Raw genomic sequence first — 16966 nt, 5'->3', positions numbered from 1 at the left:
ACGGGGTGCCGGGCGCGCAGGATCTGCGGGGCTTCGGCCGCTATCGGGAGGCGCGGCGGCGGCGGGCCACCACGACGGCGCCCGCGCCGACGGCGACGGCCGCGGCGGCCGCGCCCGCGACGGGCAGGACGGCGCCGGAACCGGTGCTCGCCAGGTCGCCGCCGGAGCCGGACTGCGCTGAGGTGCCGCTCGTGGACGAGCCGCCCCCGGTGGCGGAACCGCCGCCCGTGGAGGTGGAACCGCCGGTGGACGAGCCGCCCGTACCGCCGCCGGACGTCGACGAGCCGGTACCGCCCGTGGAACCGGAACCGCCCGTCGAGCCACCGCTGCCGGCGACGTCGAGCGTGATGTCGGCCTTGTCGTTCGCCTTGTGGTCGTCGAACGGCCGGGGAGCCCCGTCGAGGGACACCGAGCCCTTGGCGCCGGGCACCGCCTTGTCGATGCGCAGCTTGAAGGTGTAGGTCTCGCCCTCGCCCTCGTTCTCCCAGGCCTGGCTGGTGCCGCACTCGTAGCTTCCGGTGGCCACCTTGTCGCAGAAGTCATGGGCCTTGGTGACCGTCGTACCGGCCGGCATCCTGATCTTCACCTTGGTGACCGGGATGTCCCCGTCCCGCAGCGCCCAGGCCGGACCGGCGTTGGTGAACCTCACCGTCAGACCGACCGTGTCGCCCACCCGGCCCTTGAGATCGGCGCCGGTGACCTGGAAGTCGGCGGTGTTCTCGGCCGTGACCGCGACATCGACCGCGTCCCAGTCGGGGTGCGCGCTGTGACCGGGCTGCGCCGGCTTGTCGTCGGGCCGCTCGACCAGCTTGACGGCGGGGCCGGTGCCGCGGACGGGCTCGGCGGCGCCGTCGGTGGGGGCGGGGTCGTCGGTGGCGACGACCACCCGCAGCCGGTCGTAGAGGGCACGGTCGAGGGCCTTGAGCGTCAGCGACTTCTCCGGCGCGTAGACGACACCCGGCTTCACCGTCTGGTCGAACTCGCAGACCGCCTCGGACTTGCTGGGCGCCTCGTCGAACGAAGCCACCTCGTAGCGCAGGCAGTTGGAGGGCAGCTCGGTGTGGCTCAGGCCGCGGGTGACGGAGTACGACAGATAGACCTTGCCGACCGAGGCGCTGCCGGTGTCGGTGAACGAGGCTGGCACGTCGAAGCTCTCGCCCGGCTTCACACCGTTGACCGGGGCGATGGGGCTCAGAGTCAGTACGGCCCCGGAGTCGTCGACGGCCGTTGCCGGCGTGATGCCCAGGGCTGTCAGGGCGACGGCGCCGAGGGTGCCGGCGGCCAGTCGGAGCGGGCGGAGGCCGGGGGAGCTCTGGAGCATGGGGGGTCCTCGGGGTGAAGCATCGGTGACGGGTGAACGAACGTCGTGGGAACGCGAGTTCCGCAACAACAGACCCCCTCCGCACCGGAATGGTTGCACCGGGAAACCGTATGGAATACTAGGTAGACCGACCTACCTATTTTCCTGGTTGGAGGAACCACATGGACGACACGGCCACCCCGGCAGCACGCCCCGGCAGGCGGCCCGGCAGCGCGCGCGGCCGGCTGCTCGCCGCCGCCGCGCGCCGCTTCTACGCGGACGGAGTCTCGGCGACCGGGATCGACACCATCACCGCCGAGGCCGGCGTGGCCAAGATGAGCCTGTACAACAACTTCTCCTCCAAGGCCGACCTGGTACTGGCCTACCTCGACGAGCGGCACGAGGAGTGGCTGGGCCTGTACCGGCGACGGCTGGCGGAGGCCCGGGACCCGCGCGGCGGCGTCCTGGCCGTCTACGACGCGTACGCCGACCACGCCGCCTTCGCCTACGAGCGCGGCTTCCGCGGGTGCGGGCTGCTGAACGCGGCCGCCGAACTGCCCGCCGGGCACGAGGGGCGGGACCTGGTGCGCCGGCACAAGGAGGAGGTCGAGGCCCTGCTCGCCGGACACCTGGGGGAACTGCTGCCCGACCGCCCCGAGGAGGCCCGCGCCCTTGCGGAGCAGCTGTCCTTCCTGCTGGAGGGCGCCATGGCGCGCGCCGGCCTGGAGGGCGCGGCCACCCGGGTGGTGCGTGCGCGGGCCATGGCGGCCGACCTGCTGGACCGGCTGTGACGCGGCCGGCCCTGCACGCGCCCGGTCCGGCCGGCATGGGCGCGGTGTGCGTGCTCATGGCGTCGGTCCTGTGGGGAACCACCGGCACCGCCGCGACCTTCGCCCCGGGCGTGGGACCGCTCGCCATCGGGGCCGCGGCCATGGGACTGGGCGGCCTGCTCCAGGCCCTCCTGGCCGCCCCGCGCATCGCCGGGGAAGCGGCCCGGCTGCGCGCGCACCGCGGTGTGGTCGTGACCGGCGCGCTGTCGGTGGGCGCCTACCCGCTGGCCTTCTACAGCTCCATGCACCTGGCCGGCGTCGCCGCAGGCACGGTCGTCTCCATCGGCTCGGCCCCGCTCGCCTCGGCGGTCATCGAGCGGGTGAGGGACGGCCGACGCCTCACCCGCCGCTGGACGGCCGGAGCCGGCCTGGGCCTGTCCGGCACCGTGCTGCTCTGCCTGGCCGAAACGGGCCGGTCGGAATCCGGTACGGCGGGCCACTCCGCTCGGGCGACCGTACTCGGCGTGGCACTCGGCCTGGTCGCCGGCTTCACCTACGCCCTGTACTCCTGGGCGGCCCATCGCCTGATCAGCCACGGCATACCCTCGCGCGCCGCCATGGGCACGGTCTTCGGCCTGGGCGGCCTGCTGCTCCTGCCCGTGCTGACGGCCACCGGCGCCCCGCTGCTGGCGTCCTGGTCCAACGCGGCCGTCGGCGCCTACATGGCCCTGATCCCGATGTTCCTCGGCTACCTGCTGTTCGGCTGGGGCCTGGCACACGTCCCGGCGAGCACCGCGACCACCCTCTCGCTGCTGGAACCCGCCGTCGCAGCGGTGCTCGCCGTACTGGTCGTCGGCGAGCGCCTGCCCCCGCTCGGCTGGGCCGGCGTCGCCCTGGTCGTCGGCTGCCTCGCCGTCCTCACCACACCGTCCCGCCGCCCCGCACCAGGGCTTCGTGCCACCGCACCCACGACGGAACCGGAACAGGCCTACCCGGGCTGACCCCGGGGCCACCGCCACGGCCCGAACCGGACCCCTCCGGTAAGAGCTCGGCATGAGGGAGGTATGACGGTGAGCGGTCGCCGGGCGTGGTGCGTTCGGGCCGGTCACCGGCGGCGTAAAGTGCCTCGGCGAGTCCGGTCGTCGCCAGGCCGGTGTGCCGTGGGAGAGGGGCGTCATGGGGAGTCTGCCGGAGCTGACCCCGGGACGCCTGTTCATCTCGTGGCAGTGGGACCTGCCCGCGCTGCTGCTCGTCGCCCTCCTCGGCGGTCTGTACGGCTGGGGGGTCCTGCGGCTGCGGCGCCGGGGCGAACCGTGGCCCGTGGCGCGCGGCGCCGCCTTCGGGCTGTTCGGCCTGGGGGCCCTCGTCGTGGCCACCATGTCGGCCCTCGCCGTCTACGACCGGGTGCTGTTCTGGCCGGCCGCGGTGCAGAACATCCTCCTCGACCTGATCGCACCGCTCGGCCTGGCGCTGGGCGACCCGCTGCGGCTCGCCCTGCGCGCCCTGCCCGAGCCCGCCGCCGGGCGTGTACGGCGGGCCATGACCGGACGCACCGTACGGCTGCTCACCTTCCCGCTGGTCAGTACGGTCCTTGTCCTGGCCACCGAGCTGACCGTGTACTTCACGCCGTACTTCGAGACCGCGCTGCGCGTGGGCTGGCTGCACCAGGTGATGTACCTGCACCTGCTGCTCGCCGGCTGCCTGTTCGTCGTCCCGGTGCTCACCCGCGAGGAGGCGCTGCCGCGCTGGTGCACCCACCCCGTGCGGGCGGCGCTGGTGTTCCTCGACGGCATCGTCGACGCCGTACCGGGCATCGTGGTCATGACCCACGGCACCCTGATCGCCGGCGCCTGGTACCTGCACCACGCCCCGGCCTGGGCGCCGGACGTCCAGTACGACCAGCAGGTCGGCGGCGGCGCGATGGTCGGCATCGCCGAGCTGGTGGCGCTGCCCTTCCTGCTCGCGATCCTCGTCCAGTGGGCCCGCACCGAACGCGCGGAGACCGTCGCGCTGGACCGCCGACTGGCGACGGAACTGGTGCCCGCCGCACCGGTCGAGGGATCGGCGCAGGCGTCCGATCTCGTGCGTCCGTGGTGGGAGACGGAGAACAGCGCCGTCGCCCAGCGCATCCGGCAGCAGCGACCGGGTTCCTGACACCGGCCCCGGATCAGCGCGGCTCGCCCCGATAGGTGCCGAAGTACCAGCGGTTGCCCTCGGGATCGCGGGCGGCGAAGTCACGGGAGCCGTAGTCCGTGACGTGCAGGTCGGTGATGATGTCGGCGCCGGCGGCCTTGGCGCGGGCGTGCACGGCGTCCGGGTCGGTGGTGACGACGTAGGCACTGAAGTGACCCGGTGGCGTCGGGCCGTCGCCCGCGTCTTGGCCCTCGCGCACGGAGCCCAGCATGACGCCGCCGCCCTCGGGCCAGCTGACCTGCGCGTGCTCCACCAGATCTGCGTCGCCGTACACCACCGTCTCCTCGAAGCCGAACGCGTCGACGAGGAACCGGATCAGGGCACGGGCGTCACGGGCGCGCAGAGTGGGCCAGACCTGCGGGGCGGGCGGTTGCTCGGCGGGGCCGGGGGTGCTGGTCATGGGATGCGCCTCTTTCGTGGGGTCGGTGGTCGACTCCCTCAGCGTCACCCGGGCGGATGGTGCCCGGCTTGGATGTTTCGGAACTCCTGCGCCAGCCAGGCGCTGGGCGTGCAGGAGGCCAGCGCGGCGAACTCCCGGTCGAGGTGGGACTGGTCCGCGTAACCGCAGTCGGCGGCCAGAGCCGCCAGATCGGGCGGGGCCGGCCGCGCGGCCAGGCGGCGCCGGGCCACGTCGAAGCGGACGACCCGGGCCGCGGCCTTCGGCGTGAGGCCGATCTCGGTGCGAAAGAGCGTGCGCAGATGGCGGTCGCTGAAGCCGGTCCGGGCGGCCAGCTCGTCGACGCGCAGCCGGCCGCCGGCCCCGAGCAACCGCCGCCAGGCCTCCGCGACCGCGGCGGTGGCCCGGACGTCCCGGCTGCGGGCGAGCCGACCGAGCAGCCAGCCGTCGACGACCCGGAAGCGGGCCGTCCAGTCGGGAGCCTCGCGCAGCCGGTCGTGGACCTCGCGCACGCCCGCGCCCAGCACTTCGTCCGCGTGGGCGTCGATCCCCGCCAGCGCCCCGGCGGGCAGCCCCAGCAGGACGCGGGCGCCGAGCGGGCTGATCGCCACCTGGATGCCCGACTGCCGGCCGGGGACGTCGATCAGCGCGGGCGTGACGTGCAGGCCGCCCAGCAGGGTGGGGTAGTCGCCCGGGGAGGCGGCCGGGTCGGGGTGGGCGGCCATGCTGAGCGGCTCGTCGAGGGTGAGGATCAGCGTCAGCCACGGGGACGGCAGGCCGCGGTGCCGGGTAATCGGAAGGCCGCGCTGGCGATAGCCGGAGTACCAGCCGACCAGCCCGCGCAACGGCGGCGCGGGAGCCGCCCGCACCGCCTCGTCCAAGACGTCGCCGACCATACGGCCATCCTCCCGCGCCCGCCCGCCGCCGGCAGCCCGAACGTCACTCCTGCCGTCGCAGCCGCGGCGCCCGTGGCGCTCTCGGCGCGAACTCGGCTTCTCCAGGCCCGGAACATGGGTCGGAGGCACATCTCCCTCCCCCGAAGGTGATGTGCCTCCGACCTTCCCCCGGCGCCGGACTGATGGGTCCAGCCGACCGCGTGGGCGGTCCGTGCCGTCACCAGCACATGACCGCTGTCTCCCCCGAACCCCACGCGGAGTACTGACGCACTCGGACGAAGTAGCGGCGGCCCCTGACGAGCCGCGCCCGGACGGTCGCGTTGTGCGGCGTGCCGCCGTCGTCGTGGCCGGCGAGGTAGCGGGGTTCCCCGTCCCGCTCCTCGAAGACCACGACCACGCTGTCGCTCGCGCCGAAGGTGCCCACCGTGTACTCGCGGGTCTGCGGCGGCTCGATCGTGAAGTCGGCCTGTTCGCCCGGGCCGAGACCGAGCGGCACGGACCGGAAGGGCACCAGCGCCGCCGACCGCCCCCGCTCGGCCGGCGGATACCAGCGCAGGACGAACTCCTTGTCGGCCACGGAGAGCGTGCCGGGCGGAGTGATACCCCCGCGGAACTGCTCGGGCTCCAGGATCAGCCCGCCCGGGAACGGATACTCCATGATCGAATGCGGGTCCCAGACGGTGCCGTTGACCTCGTCAGGGTCGAGCTTGCGCAGGACGTTGTGGAACGTCGTGTCCCGGCCCCAGAAGTTCGGCGGACCGGCCAGGTCGGCGTAGACGGCCTCGTCGTCCCAGGTGATCCCGGCGTACGGGCTCTGGTGCTCGTGCAGCATGCCCAGCGCGTGCCCGATCTGGTGCAGGGCCGTCCCGCGCTCCCCGGGCGCGGTCAGGTCCCAGCCGAAGTTCATGGTGCGTTCGTTCTGCCCGGCCCGCAGCGCGTCCCGGCCCACCGCCGACCAGGACCCGTCGCCCGGCTGGAAGCCGATCCGCAGCTCGGCCTCCGAGCGGTCGCCGACCTCGACGAACGACAGACCGATGCCCAGGTCCCGCCACTCCCGGAAGCAGTCGCGCACCACGTCCCGCTGCTCCTGGCCGCCGCCCCACGACACCCGCCGTACCGAGCCGGTTCCGGGTACGGCGATGACCGAGGCGTCGGCGTCGCCGTCGAAGAACCAGTAGTGCAGCACCGTGCCGCCCAGCCAGATCCGGTTGCCCGCGACCAGCGCACCGCGCCGCTCGGCGGTCAGCCCCGGCGCCGGAGCGGGGGCCGACTGCTGCGCGAGGCTGCAGTAGCGTCCGGTCATGCGCACAGCCTGCCGTGGGCGGGGGTACGGGCGCCTGAGTCGGGGGCTACTCAAGTCGCCCTGTATCAGGACTGAGTACTCGCACTCGTACTCACGTGACGACTTTCGAACGGGACGCCAAGACCCTTGAACTGCCCTGGCAGTTCACCGGCCGCGAGGACGAACTGGAGCTGATCCGCCGGTCCCTCACGGCAGGTCACCACGGCATCGTGGTCACCGGCCCGGCCGGCTGCGGCAAGACCCGGCTGGTGACCGAGGCCGTGCGCGGCGGCGACCGCGCCCGCGCGGCCGGGACACCGGAGACCCGGCACATCCCGTTCGCCGCGTTCGCGCACCTGCTGCCCGAGTCGGTCTCCCTGCACCGCGCCGTCCAACTGCTGTCCGGGGTGCGCCTGCTGCTGGTCGACGACGCCCATCTGCTCGACGACGCCTCGGCCGCCCTCGTCCACCAGCTGGCCGTGCACGGCCGCACCCGTCTCGTCGTCGTCACGGCGGACGGCGCCCCGTACCCCGCCGCCGTCGCCCGCCTGTGGACCGGCGAACTGCTGCCGCGCCTGGCCCTGGAGCCGCTGCCCCGCGAGGACATGGAGCAGCTCCTCGCGGCCGGCGTCGGCGGCGCCGTGGAGCCGCTCACCCTGCGCCGGCTGCTCCACCTCGCCCAGGGCGATCTGCGGCTGCTGCGCGACCTGGTGGACGCGGTGCGCGAGCGAGCGCCGCACACACGAGTGAAGGACGCCGACGCCTGGGCGTGGCGCGGCCCGGTCCCGGTGACGGCGGCGATCCGCGAACGCACCGCCGGGGCCCTGGCCCGTCCCTGCCGCGAGGAGCGCGCGACGCTCGAACTGCTCGCCTTCTCCGAGCCCTTGCCGCTGCCCATGGACGGCCTCGACCTGCGAGCCCTGGAAGCGCTGGAGGCCGACGGCCTGGTCACCGTCGACGACCGCGGCGGCGCCCGTCTCGCCCACCCCCTGCACGGCCCGGTGCTGCGGGCCGCGGCCGGCCGGCTGCGGGCGAGGCGGCTGGCCCGCACCCCGGACCAGTGCGGGCCGGCGCTCGCCGCCGAGACGGCCGCGCTGACCGCGCGCATCGAACAGACCGACGTACGCGTGCTGCCGGCCCCGGTGGGGGAGTGGCTGGTGCACGAGGGCGCGCCCGTCCCGGCCGCACACGCGGCCGTGCGCGCCCGGTTCTCGCGGCTTCGGGGGGAGCTGCGGGAGGCGGCGGCCTGGGCGAGGGAGGGACTGCGGCACGCGCCGGGGGACGCGCCCTGCCGCAGCGAACTCGCCCTGGCCGCCGCGCAGTCCGGGGACACGGCCACCGCCCAGGAGGCGGTGGCCGGCCGGCCGGAGCTCCAGGAACCGGCCGCGTGGCTGGCGGCGGCCCGCGGGGACGCGGAGGGGGCGGCACTGGAGGCCTTCGACGGGCGGGACGCCTACGCCCTTCACGACGCCGTGCGCCTCGGCGCCCCCGACAAGGTCGCCGGACGCCTCCCTGAGGGCGGTGTGTTCGCGCGGCACGCCGACGCGCTCGCCCGGGGCGACGGGCCGGAGCTGGTCCGGGTGGCCGAGGCACTGGAGGAGCGCGGTTTCCAGCTGTTCGCGGCGGAGGCGCACGCACAGGCCGTACGGGCGCACCGCGACCCGAGCGCCGCCCGCGTCGCACGCACGCGTGCCGCCGCCCTCGCCCGCCGCTGCCAGGGCGCCCGCACCCCGGCCCTGTCCGGGCTGGTCCTCGGTGAACTGACCGCCCGCCAGCGGCAGATCGTCAACCTCGCCGCCGCCGGTCTGAGCAACCGGCAGATCGCCGAACAGCTCACGCTGTCCATCCGGACCGTGGGCAACCACCTCTACAGCGCCTACGCCCGCCTCGGCGCGAGCGACCGGGCGGCGCTGGTGTGGCTCGTGGACCTGCCGGACACCCGATCGGCCTGAGCCACGTCATGGACCGGCGGTCTGACCCCCAGGATTCGGGGGAGGGGTCAGGCCGCCACCCCATGCCCGGACCTCGCATGCCCTCGCGGATGTCACAGGCGCACGCGCCGTCTCGTCGTAGGAAGGTGCACACGACGTCGTCCCGAGGAGAGGCAGGCATGACCAGGACCGAGGAGTTCCAGGAGCTGCGGCCGCTGCTGTTCTCGATCGCCTACCGCATCCTGGGCAGCGTGAGCGAGGCCGAGGACGCCGTCCAGGAGGCCTGGCTGCGCTTCGAGGGCGCGGCGGCCGAGCCCCGGTCGGTCAAGGCCTACCTGTCGGCCACGGTCACCCGGATCTGCGTCGACGTGCTGCGCTCGGCCCGCGTCCGGCGGGAGGAGTACGTCGGCCCGTGGTTCCCGGAGCCGCTGCTCGCCGACCCCTACGAGGACCCGGCGCGCGCGGCGGAGCTGGCCGACTCCGTGTCGATGGCCGCCCTGTTGCTGCTGGAGCGGCTCAGCCCCCTGGAGCGCGCGGTGTTCGTCCTGCGCGAGGTGTTCGACTTCGGCTACCCCGAGATCGCGTCGGCGGTGGGCCGCTCGGAGGCCGCCTGCCGCCAGCTGGTGGTGCGGGCCCGGCGCCACATGGCCGCCGGCCGGCCCCGCTTCGACGCCGACCGCAAGGAACGTCAGGAACTGGCGGCGCGGTTCTTCGACGCACTGCGCGAGGGCGACGTCGCCGGCCTGCGGGACCTGCTCGCCGCCGACGTGTCGCTGGTCGGCGACGGCGGCGGCAAGGCGCCGCAGCTGGCCAGGGCGGTCATGGGCGCCGACAACGTGGCGCGGCTGCTCGCCTCCGTCCTGCCCCGCATGGCCCGTATCGACGTGTCGTTCGAGCCGCACGAGCTCAACGGCCAGCCCGGCGCGGTCTTCCGTGACCGGGACGGCAGGGTGCTGCACACCCTGGCCCTCGACGTCCTCGACGGCCGGATCCAGGCCATCCGCCTGGTCATCAACCCCGACAAGCTCGCCCACCTGGGCCCCGTGGCCGACGCCTGGGAAATCTCCCGCGAGCTCAAGCGCGCGCCGAGGGGGTGACGTGCGTGGGCGGGTTCTCTGGTGTTGGTGGCGGGCGCCGGGGGATCTGCCGCGATTTCGGGCGGGCGTTGGCGGGTGTCGCGGGGGTGACGTGCGTGGGCGGGTTCTCTGGTGTTGGTGGCGGGCGCCGGGGGATCTGCCGCGATTTCGGGCGGGCGTTGGCGGGTGTCGCGGGGGTGACGTGCGTGGGTGGGTTCTCTGGTGCTGGTGGCGGGCGCCGGGGGATCTGCCGCGATTTCGGGCGGGCGTTGGCGGGTGTCGCGGGGGTGACGTGCGTGGGCGGGTTCTCTGGTGCTGGTGGCGGGCGCCCGGGGATTTGCCGCGAGTTCAAACGCGCGCCGAGGGGGTGACGTACAGCGGGCCGTCCGGTTCTTCAGGCGGCGCCGAACGCCGTGAAGGCCCAGCCGGTCGCCTGGTGCGGGGCGTCGGCCGGCAGGGCGGTCCGGGCGTCGCGCAGCGCCTCCGCCAGGGAGAGGCCCGCGCTGAGCCCCTTGTGCAGCGCCAGCATCAGCGGCACCACCGCGTGGTCGTTGACGGGCGCGCTGCTCGCCACCACCCCCGCCGTGCCCAGCGGCAGCAGCGCGGTGACCAGACCCAGCAGCTCGTCCGCGCCGACCGAGGCGAAACGGGCGGTGTCACAGCTGGAGAGGATGATCCGGTACGGGCTGCGGTCCAGGCGCTCGAAGTCGTGCACGATGAGCGGGCCGTCCGCCATCCGCAGCGAGGAGAACAGGGGACTGTCGGCACGGAAGGTGCCGTGCGCGGCGATGTGGGCGAGCGTGGCCCCGTCGAGCTCCTCCAGCACCCGCGGCACGCGCGCGTGGTCGTGCTCCAGCAGCACCGGTCTGCCGTACCGGCCGACGAGTTCGGGCACCTCCGCGCCCCCGGTGGCCAGGCCCGGACCGCGCACCAGCACATGGCGGCCGCCCGGCGGCGGCTCGGTCTCGCGTGCCCGCAGCCAACTGCTCGCCGACGGCGACACACTGAGCACCCTCTCGCGCAGCGAAGGCAGCAGCGCCCACGGCACACGGTGCAGCCGCCCCGGCGGTACGACGACCACGGGCCCGGAGCCCAGGTGCGCCGCGGCCGGCCCCAGCAGCAGCTCCTGAAGACGGCGTCCCATCTCCTCCACCAGCGGAAGGCGGGCCTCCGCCCCGGGATGGGCCAGGCGCCGCAGCCCGGCCTGCACATGCTCGGCCTCCACCTCGGCGTCGGCCAGCAGCCCCGCCTCGAACCTGCGCACCCGCCCGTCCCCGCACAGCAGCACCTGCACCCGCCCGTCCAGCACGGCCAGCTCCACCAGCCGCGTCCCGCCCAGCCCGTCCAGCAGCCGGGCGGGGGCGAAGCGGCGCTCGTCGCCGGGCGCCTCTCCGCGCATGTGCAGGGTGCGGGAGCGGATCTCCCGCTCCAGGCGCCGCTGTTCACGCTCCAGGGCGGGGATGGGCCGGCCGTCGCTGCGGGCCTCCTCCGCGCGGGCCGCGATCTCCCGGAACGCGGTCAGACTGCCGAGCAGCGCCGGATCGGCCGGCGGCCGGGTGGGCGGCGTGGACAGCACGGTCGCCCGCCAGCGTTCGCTCCACGTCAGCAGCCGCCGGGGCGCGCCCGAGTCGAGGCTGGCCCGCTGGGCGAGCGCGGCCAGTTCGGCGCCCTGCGCGGTGGCCCGGGCCCGCAGCTCCGAGGCACCCAGGGTCGTGCGATGGTCGTCGAGCACGTCCAGTCCGCGCCGGCACGCCTCCAGCACGCCCCGGCCCGAACCGGCGGCCCGCGCGCGCAGGGCCTGCGCCGCCCAGCCCGTCATCCGCGCCAGCGGCGGTCCGCTGTGCCGGCTGCGGGCGGCAACGGCCAGATGCCGCTCCGCGTCCGCCCGCCAGCCCAGCCCCAACGCGATCCGGCCCGCCAGCAGTGAGGCCTCCGGGGCGGCCGGCGCGCCGAAGGCGGCGAGTCGGTCGGCGACCGCGGCCGCGTCCGCGACCAGCCGCCCCGAGCCGCGCCCGGCGGCCAGCCGCGCCTCGATCAGCACCAGCCGGGCGTGCGTCTCCCACCAGGTGCGCCGCTGCCCGGCGAACAGCCGGACCGCCAGCGCGGCGCGGGCGATCGCGGTGTGCGCGTCCCCCGCCAGCCTCGCCGCCCGCGCCGCCACGAGCAGCAGCTCCGCCTTGCGCGTCGACTGACCACCGATCCGGTCCAGCGTCCCGATCGCCGCGTCCGCCTCGGCCAGCGCCTCCGGCACCAGCCCCGCGGCCATCAGCACCTCGCAGCGCCGGATGTAGAGCATGAACGACGGCGTGCCGAGCTTGAGGTAACGCTCCTCGGCCTCGTCCAGCAGCCGCAGCGCGGCCGGCACGTCCCCCTGCCGGAACGCGGCCAGTCCCCGGCTCTCGACGACGTCCGCCTTGTCGTGGTCCTGCCCGGTGGTGTCCCACAGCGCCTCGGCCGACGCGAAGTCGGCGTCCGCCCGCTCCACCGCGCCGAGCGCCAGATGCACGGTCGCCCGCAGGGTCAGCGCCCGCGCCGTCCAGATGACGTCGTCGGCCTGCCGCAGCACGGGAATCGCCCGCCGCACGTCCTCCAGGGCCTCACGGTGCCGGCCCAGCACCCAGGAGGCGTACGCCCGCCGGAACAGCACCCGCGCGCGGGTGTGCCCGCTGCTGACGGCGACACCCCGCTCCAGCGCCTCCAGGCCCTGCCGGGTGCGCCCCGCGTGGATCAGGGCCACGCCCAGCGCGGCCAGCACGTCCGCCTCACGGTCGGGGTCCTGGGCGCGCGTGGCCAGATCACGGGCGCGGCGCAGATGGCGCAGCGCGATCCTGAGGTCGCCCCAGTCCCGCTGCCAGATGCCGATCGCCTGGTGCGCCACGGAGGCGCTCCACGGTGACGGATCGGACTCCAGCACATCCTGCGCCCGCGCCAGAGCCTCGTTCGGGGCGGCGAACACCATCGGCAGCAGTTCGAGCACCGAATCGCTTCCCGCTGTCACTCTGAGGATGGTAACGGCCCTGGTGGCGCGATACACCCGTTTGGCGCTGTATCAGGTGACGTCCACGTGACTCTGAACTGACGACAGCTGCCTCGAGGGGGAGGACACGCCATGGCACCACAGCGATTCCACGAGCAGTTCGACCAGATCCAGCGCTCCATGCCCGACGTACCGCTGGCCCTGGGACCGGACGACTCCGCGGAGTTCGTCTACGAGAAGGGCGTGGTCCTCGCCCGTGACGGCGAGGAGGCCCGGCTCGTCGAGGACACCGTGCGCACGCACTTCACCGAGGCGACCGGCCTGAGCGGCGACCAGGTGCGCCGGGGCAGCCCGGAGACCAACCGCTCGGGCATCACCCGCATCCAGGTCGGCGACCCCGGCCACGGCGACCGGCGCGGCGACCGGGCCGTCGCCCACGCCCTGCGCGCCCTGCGCGGGCCCGAGTCCCGCGCCGGACGCCGGCTGGTCAGCCGCAACCACGTGGTGTCCCTCGCCGTCAACTCCTGTCCCGGTGACGAGCCCGTGCCCGCCCCGCTCACCCAGGGCACCAACCCGGCTCCCGCCGAGGGCGGCCACGACGCCGACACGGCGGTCGACGTCCTCGTCGTCGACAACGGCCTCACCCACGACCACTCCCTGGTGCCGCTGCTCGCCCACGTCCAGGGCGACCTGCACGGCACCGAGACCGACGCCCAGGGGAACCTGCTGCAGTACGTCGGGCACGGCACGTTCATCGCCGGGCTCGTCGCGGCGGTCGCCCCCAACACGAACATCACCGTCCGCAACACCCTCAACGACGCGGGTGCCGTCCTGGAGGACGAGTTCGGCCAGCGGCTCTTCGACGCGGTGGACCGCAACGGCTGGCCGGCGATCCTGAGCCTCTCGGCGGGCACCGCCAACGGCCGTGACGACGGCCTGCTCGGCGTCGCCGCCTTCATGGAGGAACTGCGCGAGCAGAACACCCTGCTGGTCGCGGCGGCCGGCAACAACTCCAGCGCCAGCCCCTTCTGGCCCGCGGCCTACGCCGGCCTGCCCGAGTACGCGCACGCGGTGCTGTCCGTCGGCGCGCTGCGCACCGACGGCGAGTACGGCGCCTGCTTCTCCAACTACGGCTCCTGGGTGAAGGCCTACGCCCCCGGGGAGCGGCTCACCAGCACGCTGACCGGGTTCGACGCGCCGATTCCGTACCTCTACCAGCACAGCACCTACGACGCCTGCAGGTACAACTTCACCTACGCGTGCACCTGCCAGTCCCCGCGCCACACCGGTGTGCTGAGCGAGGCCGGCACGCCCACCTCGGGCAAGGCCGACCAGGTGATGTTCGAGGGCTACGCGCACTGGAGCGGCACCTCCTTCGCCACCCCGGTGGCCGCCGCGATGATCGCCGCCTTCATGACGGCCGACAAGGAGGGCGACGCGCGCGCCGCCCGTAAGCAGCTGCTCGCCGGCGACACGGCGTACGCGGAGGTGCGCGGGGCGCACGTGCCGGCGCTGCTCCCGGCCGGCTGGCGTCCGTCGCCGGTCACGCAGCTGGTGCCTCCGGCATGAGGTGCGGAACGGTCCCCTCCACGGCGTACGATGACAGGCCGTACACGAGGAGTGGGACCGTGGACCGAGCACATGTCGGCGCGCTGGTCCAGACCGCCGTCGACGGCGACGCGGCGGCCTGGAAGGCGCTCGTGGAGGGGCTGAGCCCACTGGTGTGGTCGGTCGTGCGCGCGCACCGGCTCTCCGACGCCGACGCGCACGAGGTCTACCAGACGGTGTGGTTCCGCTTCGCCCAGCACCTGGGGCGTATCCGCGAGCCCGACAAGGCCGGCTCGTGGCTGGCGAGCACCGCACGGCACGAGTGCCTGAAGGTGCTCAAGAGCCTGCGGCGGCTGACCCCGACGGACGATCCGCAGCTGCTGGACCGGATCAGCGAGGACCGTACGCCGGAGCAGTCCTTCCTCGACCTGGAGGAGGCAGCCGCGGAGTCGGAGCGGATCAGGCACCTGTGGCAGGAGTTCGAGGAACTGGGCGAGCGGTGCAGGCAGTTGCTGCGCGTCCTGATGGCCACGCCGCCGCCCAGCTACCAGGAGGTGTCCGTGGCCCTCGGCATCGCCGTGGGCAGCATCGGACCGCTGCGCCAGCGCTGTCTTCGGCGTCTGCGGGCGCGGCTCGAGGCACGGGGAGCGGTGTGAGGGGCATGGACGACGACATGAACGGCATGCACGGCATGGACGACATGGACGGCGAAGAGCCCCTCGACGGCGAGGACTTCGACCTCGACCTGCTGGAGGAGGAGCTCCGCCGGGCCGCGGCCGTCCTCGACCCCGTCCCGGCCGAGCTGCGGCAGCTGGCCGTGGAGGCGTTCGCCCTGCACGACCTCGAAGCCCGGCTCGCCGAGCTGACCTTCGACTCGGTGGTCGACGCCATCCCGGTCCGGGGAGCCGTCGACACGCCACGGATGCTGACGTTCCACGCGGGTGGCGTGACCGTCGACGTGGAACTGACCGCGCACGGGCTGATGGGACAGGTGCTGCCGCCGCAGCACGCCCGGGTCGAGGTGCTCACCGGCCCGCACCCGGGCGCCCCGCTGACGACCGACGACATGGGCCGCTTCACCCACGACCGGCCCCCCGCCGGACCGTTCGCCCTGCGGCTGCGGACCGGCGAGGGAGTGCTCGTCACGGACTGGCTGACCGTGTGACCAGGGGCTCCGCCGGGCGGCCCGAGGTCAGCCGGCGGGGCCGGTGACGGCGTCGACGAGGGTCGCCAGCGCCGCCGCCAGCCGGCCGAGCCCCGGTCCGGCGGGCCCGCCCGGTTCCGCCATGTAGGTGTCCCGCCGGATCTCCACCATCAGCGCGCCGACCCGCGCGTCCGCGCCGTAGAACCGAAGCGGCACGTACGTCCCGGCGAACGGGCTGTCCAGCCCGGTCTCCCCGCAGGACGCGAACGCCTCCCGTGCCGCCCGCAGCAGTGCGGGTGGCGTGTGGAAGGAGTCGGTGCCCAGACAGACGGGCGGACGCGGGCCCTGGCCGTGCAGCTCGTACGGCAGGGCCGCGGTCGGGTAGGAGTGCACGTCGACGATCACGGCGCGGCCCGTCGCGGCGAGCCGGTCGGCCACTGCGTCCGTCATCGCCCGCGCGTACGGCCGGAAGTACCGGTCGATCAGCGGCCGCGGGTCGGTGTCCGCGGCCCGCAGCGCCTGACGGTGCGTCGTCCGCGTGTACACCGCGCCCATCCCGACGGCGAGCATCTCCTCCCGCTCGTCGGGGAACCGCTCGGGGTCGACGACCAGCCGCGACAGCCGGTTGACGAACCGCCACGGGGTGACGCCCGCCGACCGCGCCGCCGCCTCGGCGAGCTCGGCCGTGTGCGCGTCGGTGATGTGGTCCAGCTCCCGCTCGAGCGCGGCGTCGTCCAGCACGATGCCCGCACGCGCCCATGCCGGGATCCTCCGCGCCGAGTGCGGCACATGGAGGATCACGGGGGAGCCGGGCGCGCCGGGCAGGAGCTCGAAGGAGGGCGCGTCGGCGCGCATGGGCTGCTCCCTGCGGTTCGGTGTCACGTACGAGGAGCTATCGTCGCCCGCCGAACTCCCATTCGTGCACCTCGACGTCGGCGTACCGGTCCGCGGTGAGGACGGCGCGGGCGGTCTCCGGGTCCGGGGCCCGCAGCAGGGCCGCCGTGCCCAGCCAGGTCTTGCCGTCGTCGGACAGCAGCGGCCCGAACGCCACCAACTCGTCCCTGTCGTACGGCGGTTCGAGGTCGACGGCTTCTCCCGAGCCGAGGCCGAGCACCAGGTACCGGTTGCCTCCGCTGCGCCCGCCGGGGAACTCCCACATGGTGCGTCCCAGCAGATTGCGCCACCGGCGCAGCAGTACGTCCCGGTACACGCCGGCCTGGTGGTTGGGCTCGTCGAAGGCGAACGCGCGGGCGGCGGACGCGTCCGGCAGATCCACGATGTGCACGCTGCCGGTGGGCGTGTCACCTCCGGCGTGGAAGGTCGGACCGCGGGCGATCAGCTGGGCCGCGTAGCCGTCCATGTAGGACCAGTGCGCCTCCAGCAGCTCCTCGCGCAGGGCAGCGGAGCCGGGCCGGTCACGGTGGTAGCAGAAGAACTCCATGCACGCAGAGT

Annotated in this window: 15 protein-coding genes; 8 read left to right on the top strand and 7 right to left on the bottom strand. The window is 74.5% G+C overall.

The features are described from left to right. Positions 1–40: 40 nt before the first annotated feature. Entirely contained in the window at positions 41–1321 is a 1281-nt protein-coding gene (locus ACQF4J_RS08970) for a hypothetical protein (protein WP_427165429.1), read from the bottom strand. A gap of 161 nt (positions 1322–1482) precedes the next feature. On the opposite strand from ACQF4J_RS08970, the gene ACQF4J_RS08965 reads away from it, so the two are divergent. The 3 genes from ACQF4J_RS08965 (at position 1483) to ACQF4J_RS08955 (ending at position 4224) form a co-directional block, all read left to right on the top strand. Beyond that, positions 1483–2091, top strand: coding sequence for a TetR/AcrR family transcriptional regulator (locus tag ACQF4J_RS08965; protein ID WP_427165428.1), 609 nt, complete (start codon positions 1483–1485; stop codon positions 2089–2091). Further along, complete coding sequence (locus tag ACQF4J_RS08960; protein ID WP_427165427.1) at positions 2088–3071, top strand: DMT family transporter; 984 nt, start codon at positions 2088–2090, stop codon at positions 3069–3071. The genes ACQF4J_RS08965 and ACQF4J_RS08960 overlap by 4 nt, the downstream gene beginning before the upstream one ends. A gap of 175 nt (positions 3072–3246) precedes the next feature. After that, on the top strand, positions 3247–4224 hold the full coding sequence (locus ACQF4J_RS08955) for a cytochrome c oxidase assembly protein (protein WP_427165426.1): 978 nt from the start codon (positions 3247–3249) through the stop codon (positions 4222–4224). 13 nt (positions 4225–4237) lie between these two features. Here the strand turns inward: ACQF4J_RS08955 and ACQF4J_RS08950 are convergent, their stop codons facing one another. The 3 genes from ACQF4J_RS08950 to ACQF4J_RS08940 form a co-directional block, all read right to left on the bottom strand. After that, on the bottom strand, positions 4238–4663 hold the full coding sequence (locus ACQF4J_RS08950; RefSeq protein WP_351576564.1) for a VOC family protein: 426 nt from the start codon (positions 4661–4663) through the stop codon (positions 4238–4240). Between the two features lie 44 nt (positions 4664–4707). Further along, positions 4708–5556 (bottom strand): helix-turn-helix domain-containing protein, encoded by an 849-nt coding sequence (locus ACQF4J_RS08945; RefSeq protein ID WP_427165425.1) that lies wholly within the window; start codon positions 5554–5556, stop codon positions 4708–4710. A 217-nt stretch (positions 5557–5773) separates the two neighbouring features. Next, a complete protein-coding gene (locus ACQF4J_RS08940; protein WP_351576558.1) occupies positions 5774–6859 on the bottom strand; it encodes a beta-glucuronidase AbsR1 in 1086 nt (361 codons plus the stop codon). Positions 6860–6954: 95 nt separating this feature from the next. On the opposite strand from ACQF4J_RS08940, the gene ACQF4J_RS08935 reads away from it, so the two are divergent. Together ACQF4J_RS08935 and ACQF4J_RS08930 are read left to right on the top strand one after the other, a co-directional pair. Continuing rightward, a complete protein-coding gene (locus ACQF4J_RS08935; RefSeq protein WP_351576555.1) occupies positions 6955–8790 on the top strand; it encodes a LuxR family transcriptional regulator AbsR2 in 1836 nt (611 codons plus the stop codon). Positions 8791–8948: 158 nt separating this feature from the next. Next, positions 8949–9866: an RNA polymerase sigma-70 factor gene (locus tag ACQF4J_RS08930; protein ID WP_427165424.1), complete on the top strand. Its 918-nt coding sequence runs from the start codon at positions 8949–8951 to the stop codon at positions 9864–9866. 373 nt (positions 9867–10239) lie between these two features. On the opposite strand, the gene ACQF4J_RS08925 is transcribed toward ACQF4J_RS08930, so the two are convergent. Next, on the bottom strand, positions 10240–12804 hold the full coding sequence (locus ACQF4J_RS08925; RefSeq protein ID WP_351576741.1) for a CHAT domain-containing protein: 2565 nt from the start codon (positions 12802–12804) through the stop codon (positions 10240–10242). A 150-nt stretch (positions 12805–12954) separates the two neighbouring features. On the opposite strand from ACQF4J_RS08925, the gene ACQF4J_RS08920 reads away from it, so the two are divergent. The 3 genes from ACQF4J_RS08920 to ACQF4J_RS08910 are packed head-to-tail and all read left to right on the top strand — an operon-like array spanning position 12955 to position 15535. Further along, entirely contained in the window at positions 12955–14391 is a 1437-nt protein-coding gene (locus ACQF4J_RS08920) for a S8/S53 family peptidase (protein WP_427165423.1), read from the top strand. 59 nt (positions 14392–14450) lie between these two features. After that, on the top strand, positions 14451–15026 hold the full coding sequence (locus tag ACQF4J_RS08915) for an RNA polymerase sigma factor (protein WP_351576547.1): 576 nt from the start codon (positions 14451–14453) through the stop codon (positions 15024–15026). 5 nt (positions 15027–15031) lie between these two features. After that, positions 15032–15535: a hypothetical protein gene (locus tag ACQF4J_RS08910; RefSeq protein WP_351576544.1), complete on the top strand. Its 504-nt coding sequence runs from the start codon at positions 15032–15034 to the stop codon at positions 15533–15535. Positions 15536–15562: 27 nt separating this feature from the next. Here ACQF4J_RS08910 and ACQF4J_RS08905 read toward each other — a convergent pair whose 3' ends face one another. After that, positions 15563–16369 (bottom strand): N-formylglutamate amidohydrolase, encoded by an 807-nt coding sequence (locus ACQF4J_RS08905; protein WP_351803875.1) that lies wholly within the window; start codon positions 16367–16369, stop codon positions 15563–15565. A gap of 37 nt (positions 16370–16406) precedes the next feature. Next, positions 16407–16955 (bottom strand): YciI family protein, encoded by a 549-nt coding sequence (locus ACQF4J_RS08900; RefSeq protein WP_351576539.1) that lies wholly within the window; start codon positions 16953–16955, stop codon positions 16407–16409. Positions 16956–16966: the final 11 nt, after the last annotated feature.

It is taken from the genome of Streptomyces sp. C1-1, assembly GCF_050214755.1.
GTDB lineage: Bacteria > Actinomycetota > Actinomycetes > Streptomycetales > Streptomycetaceae > Streptomyces.
Note: the sequence above shows the minus strand (reverse complement) of the source record. Positions and strands in the feature narration are given on the sequence as shown.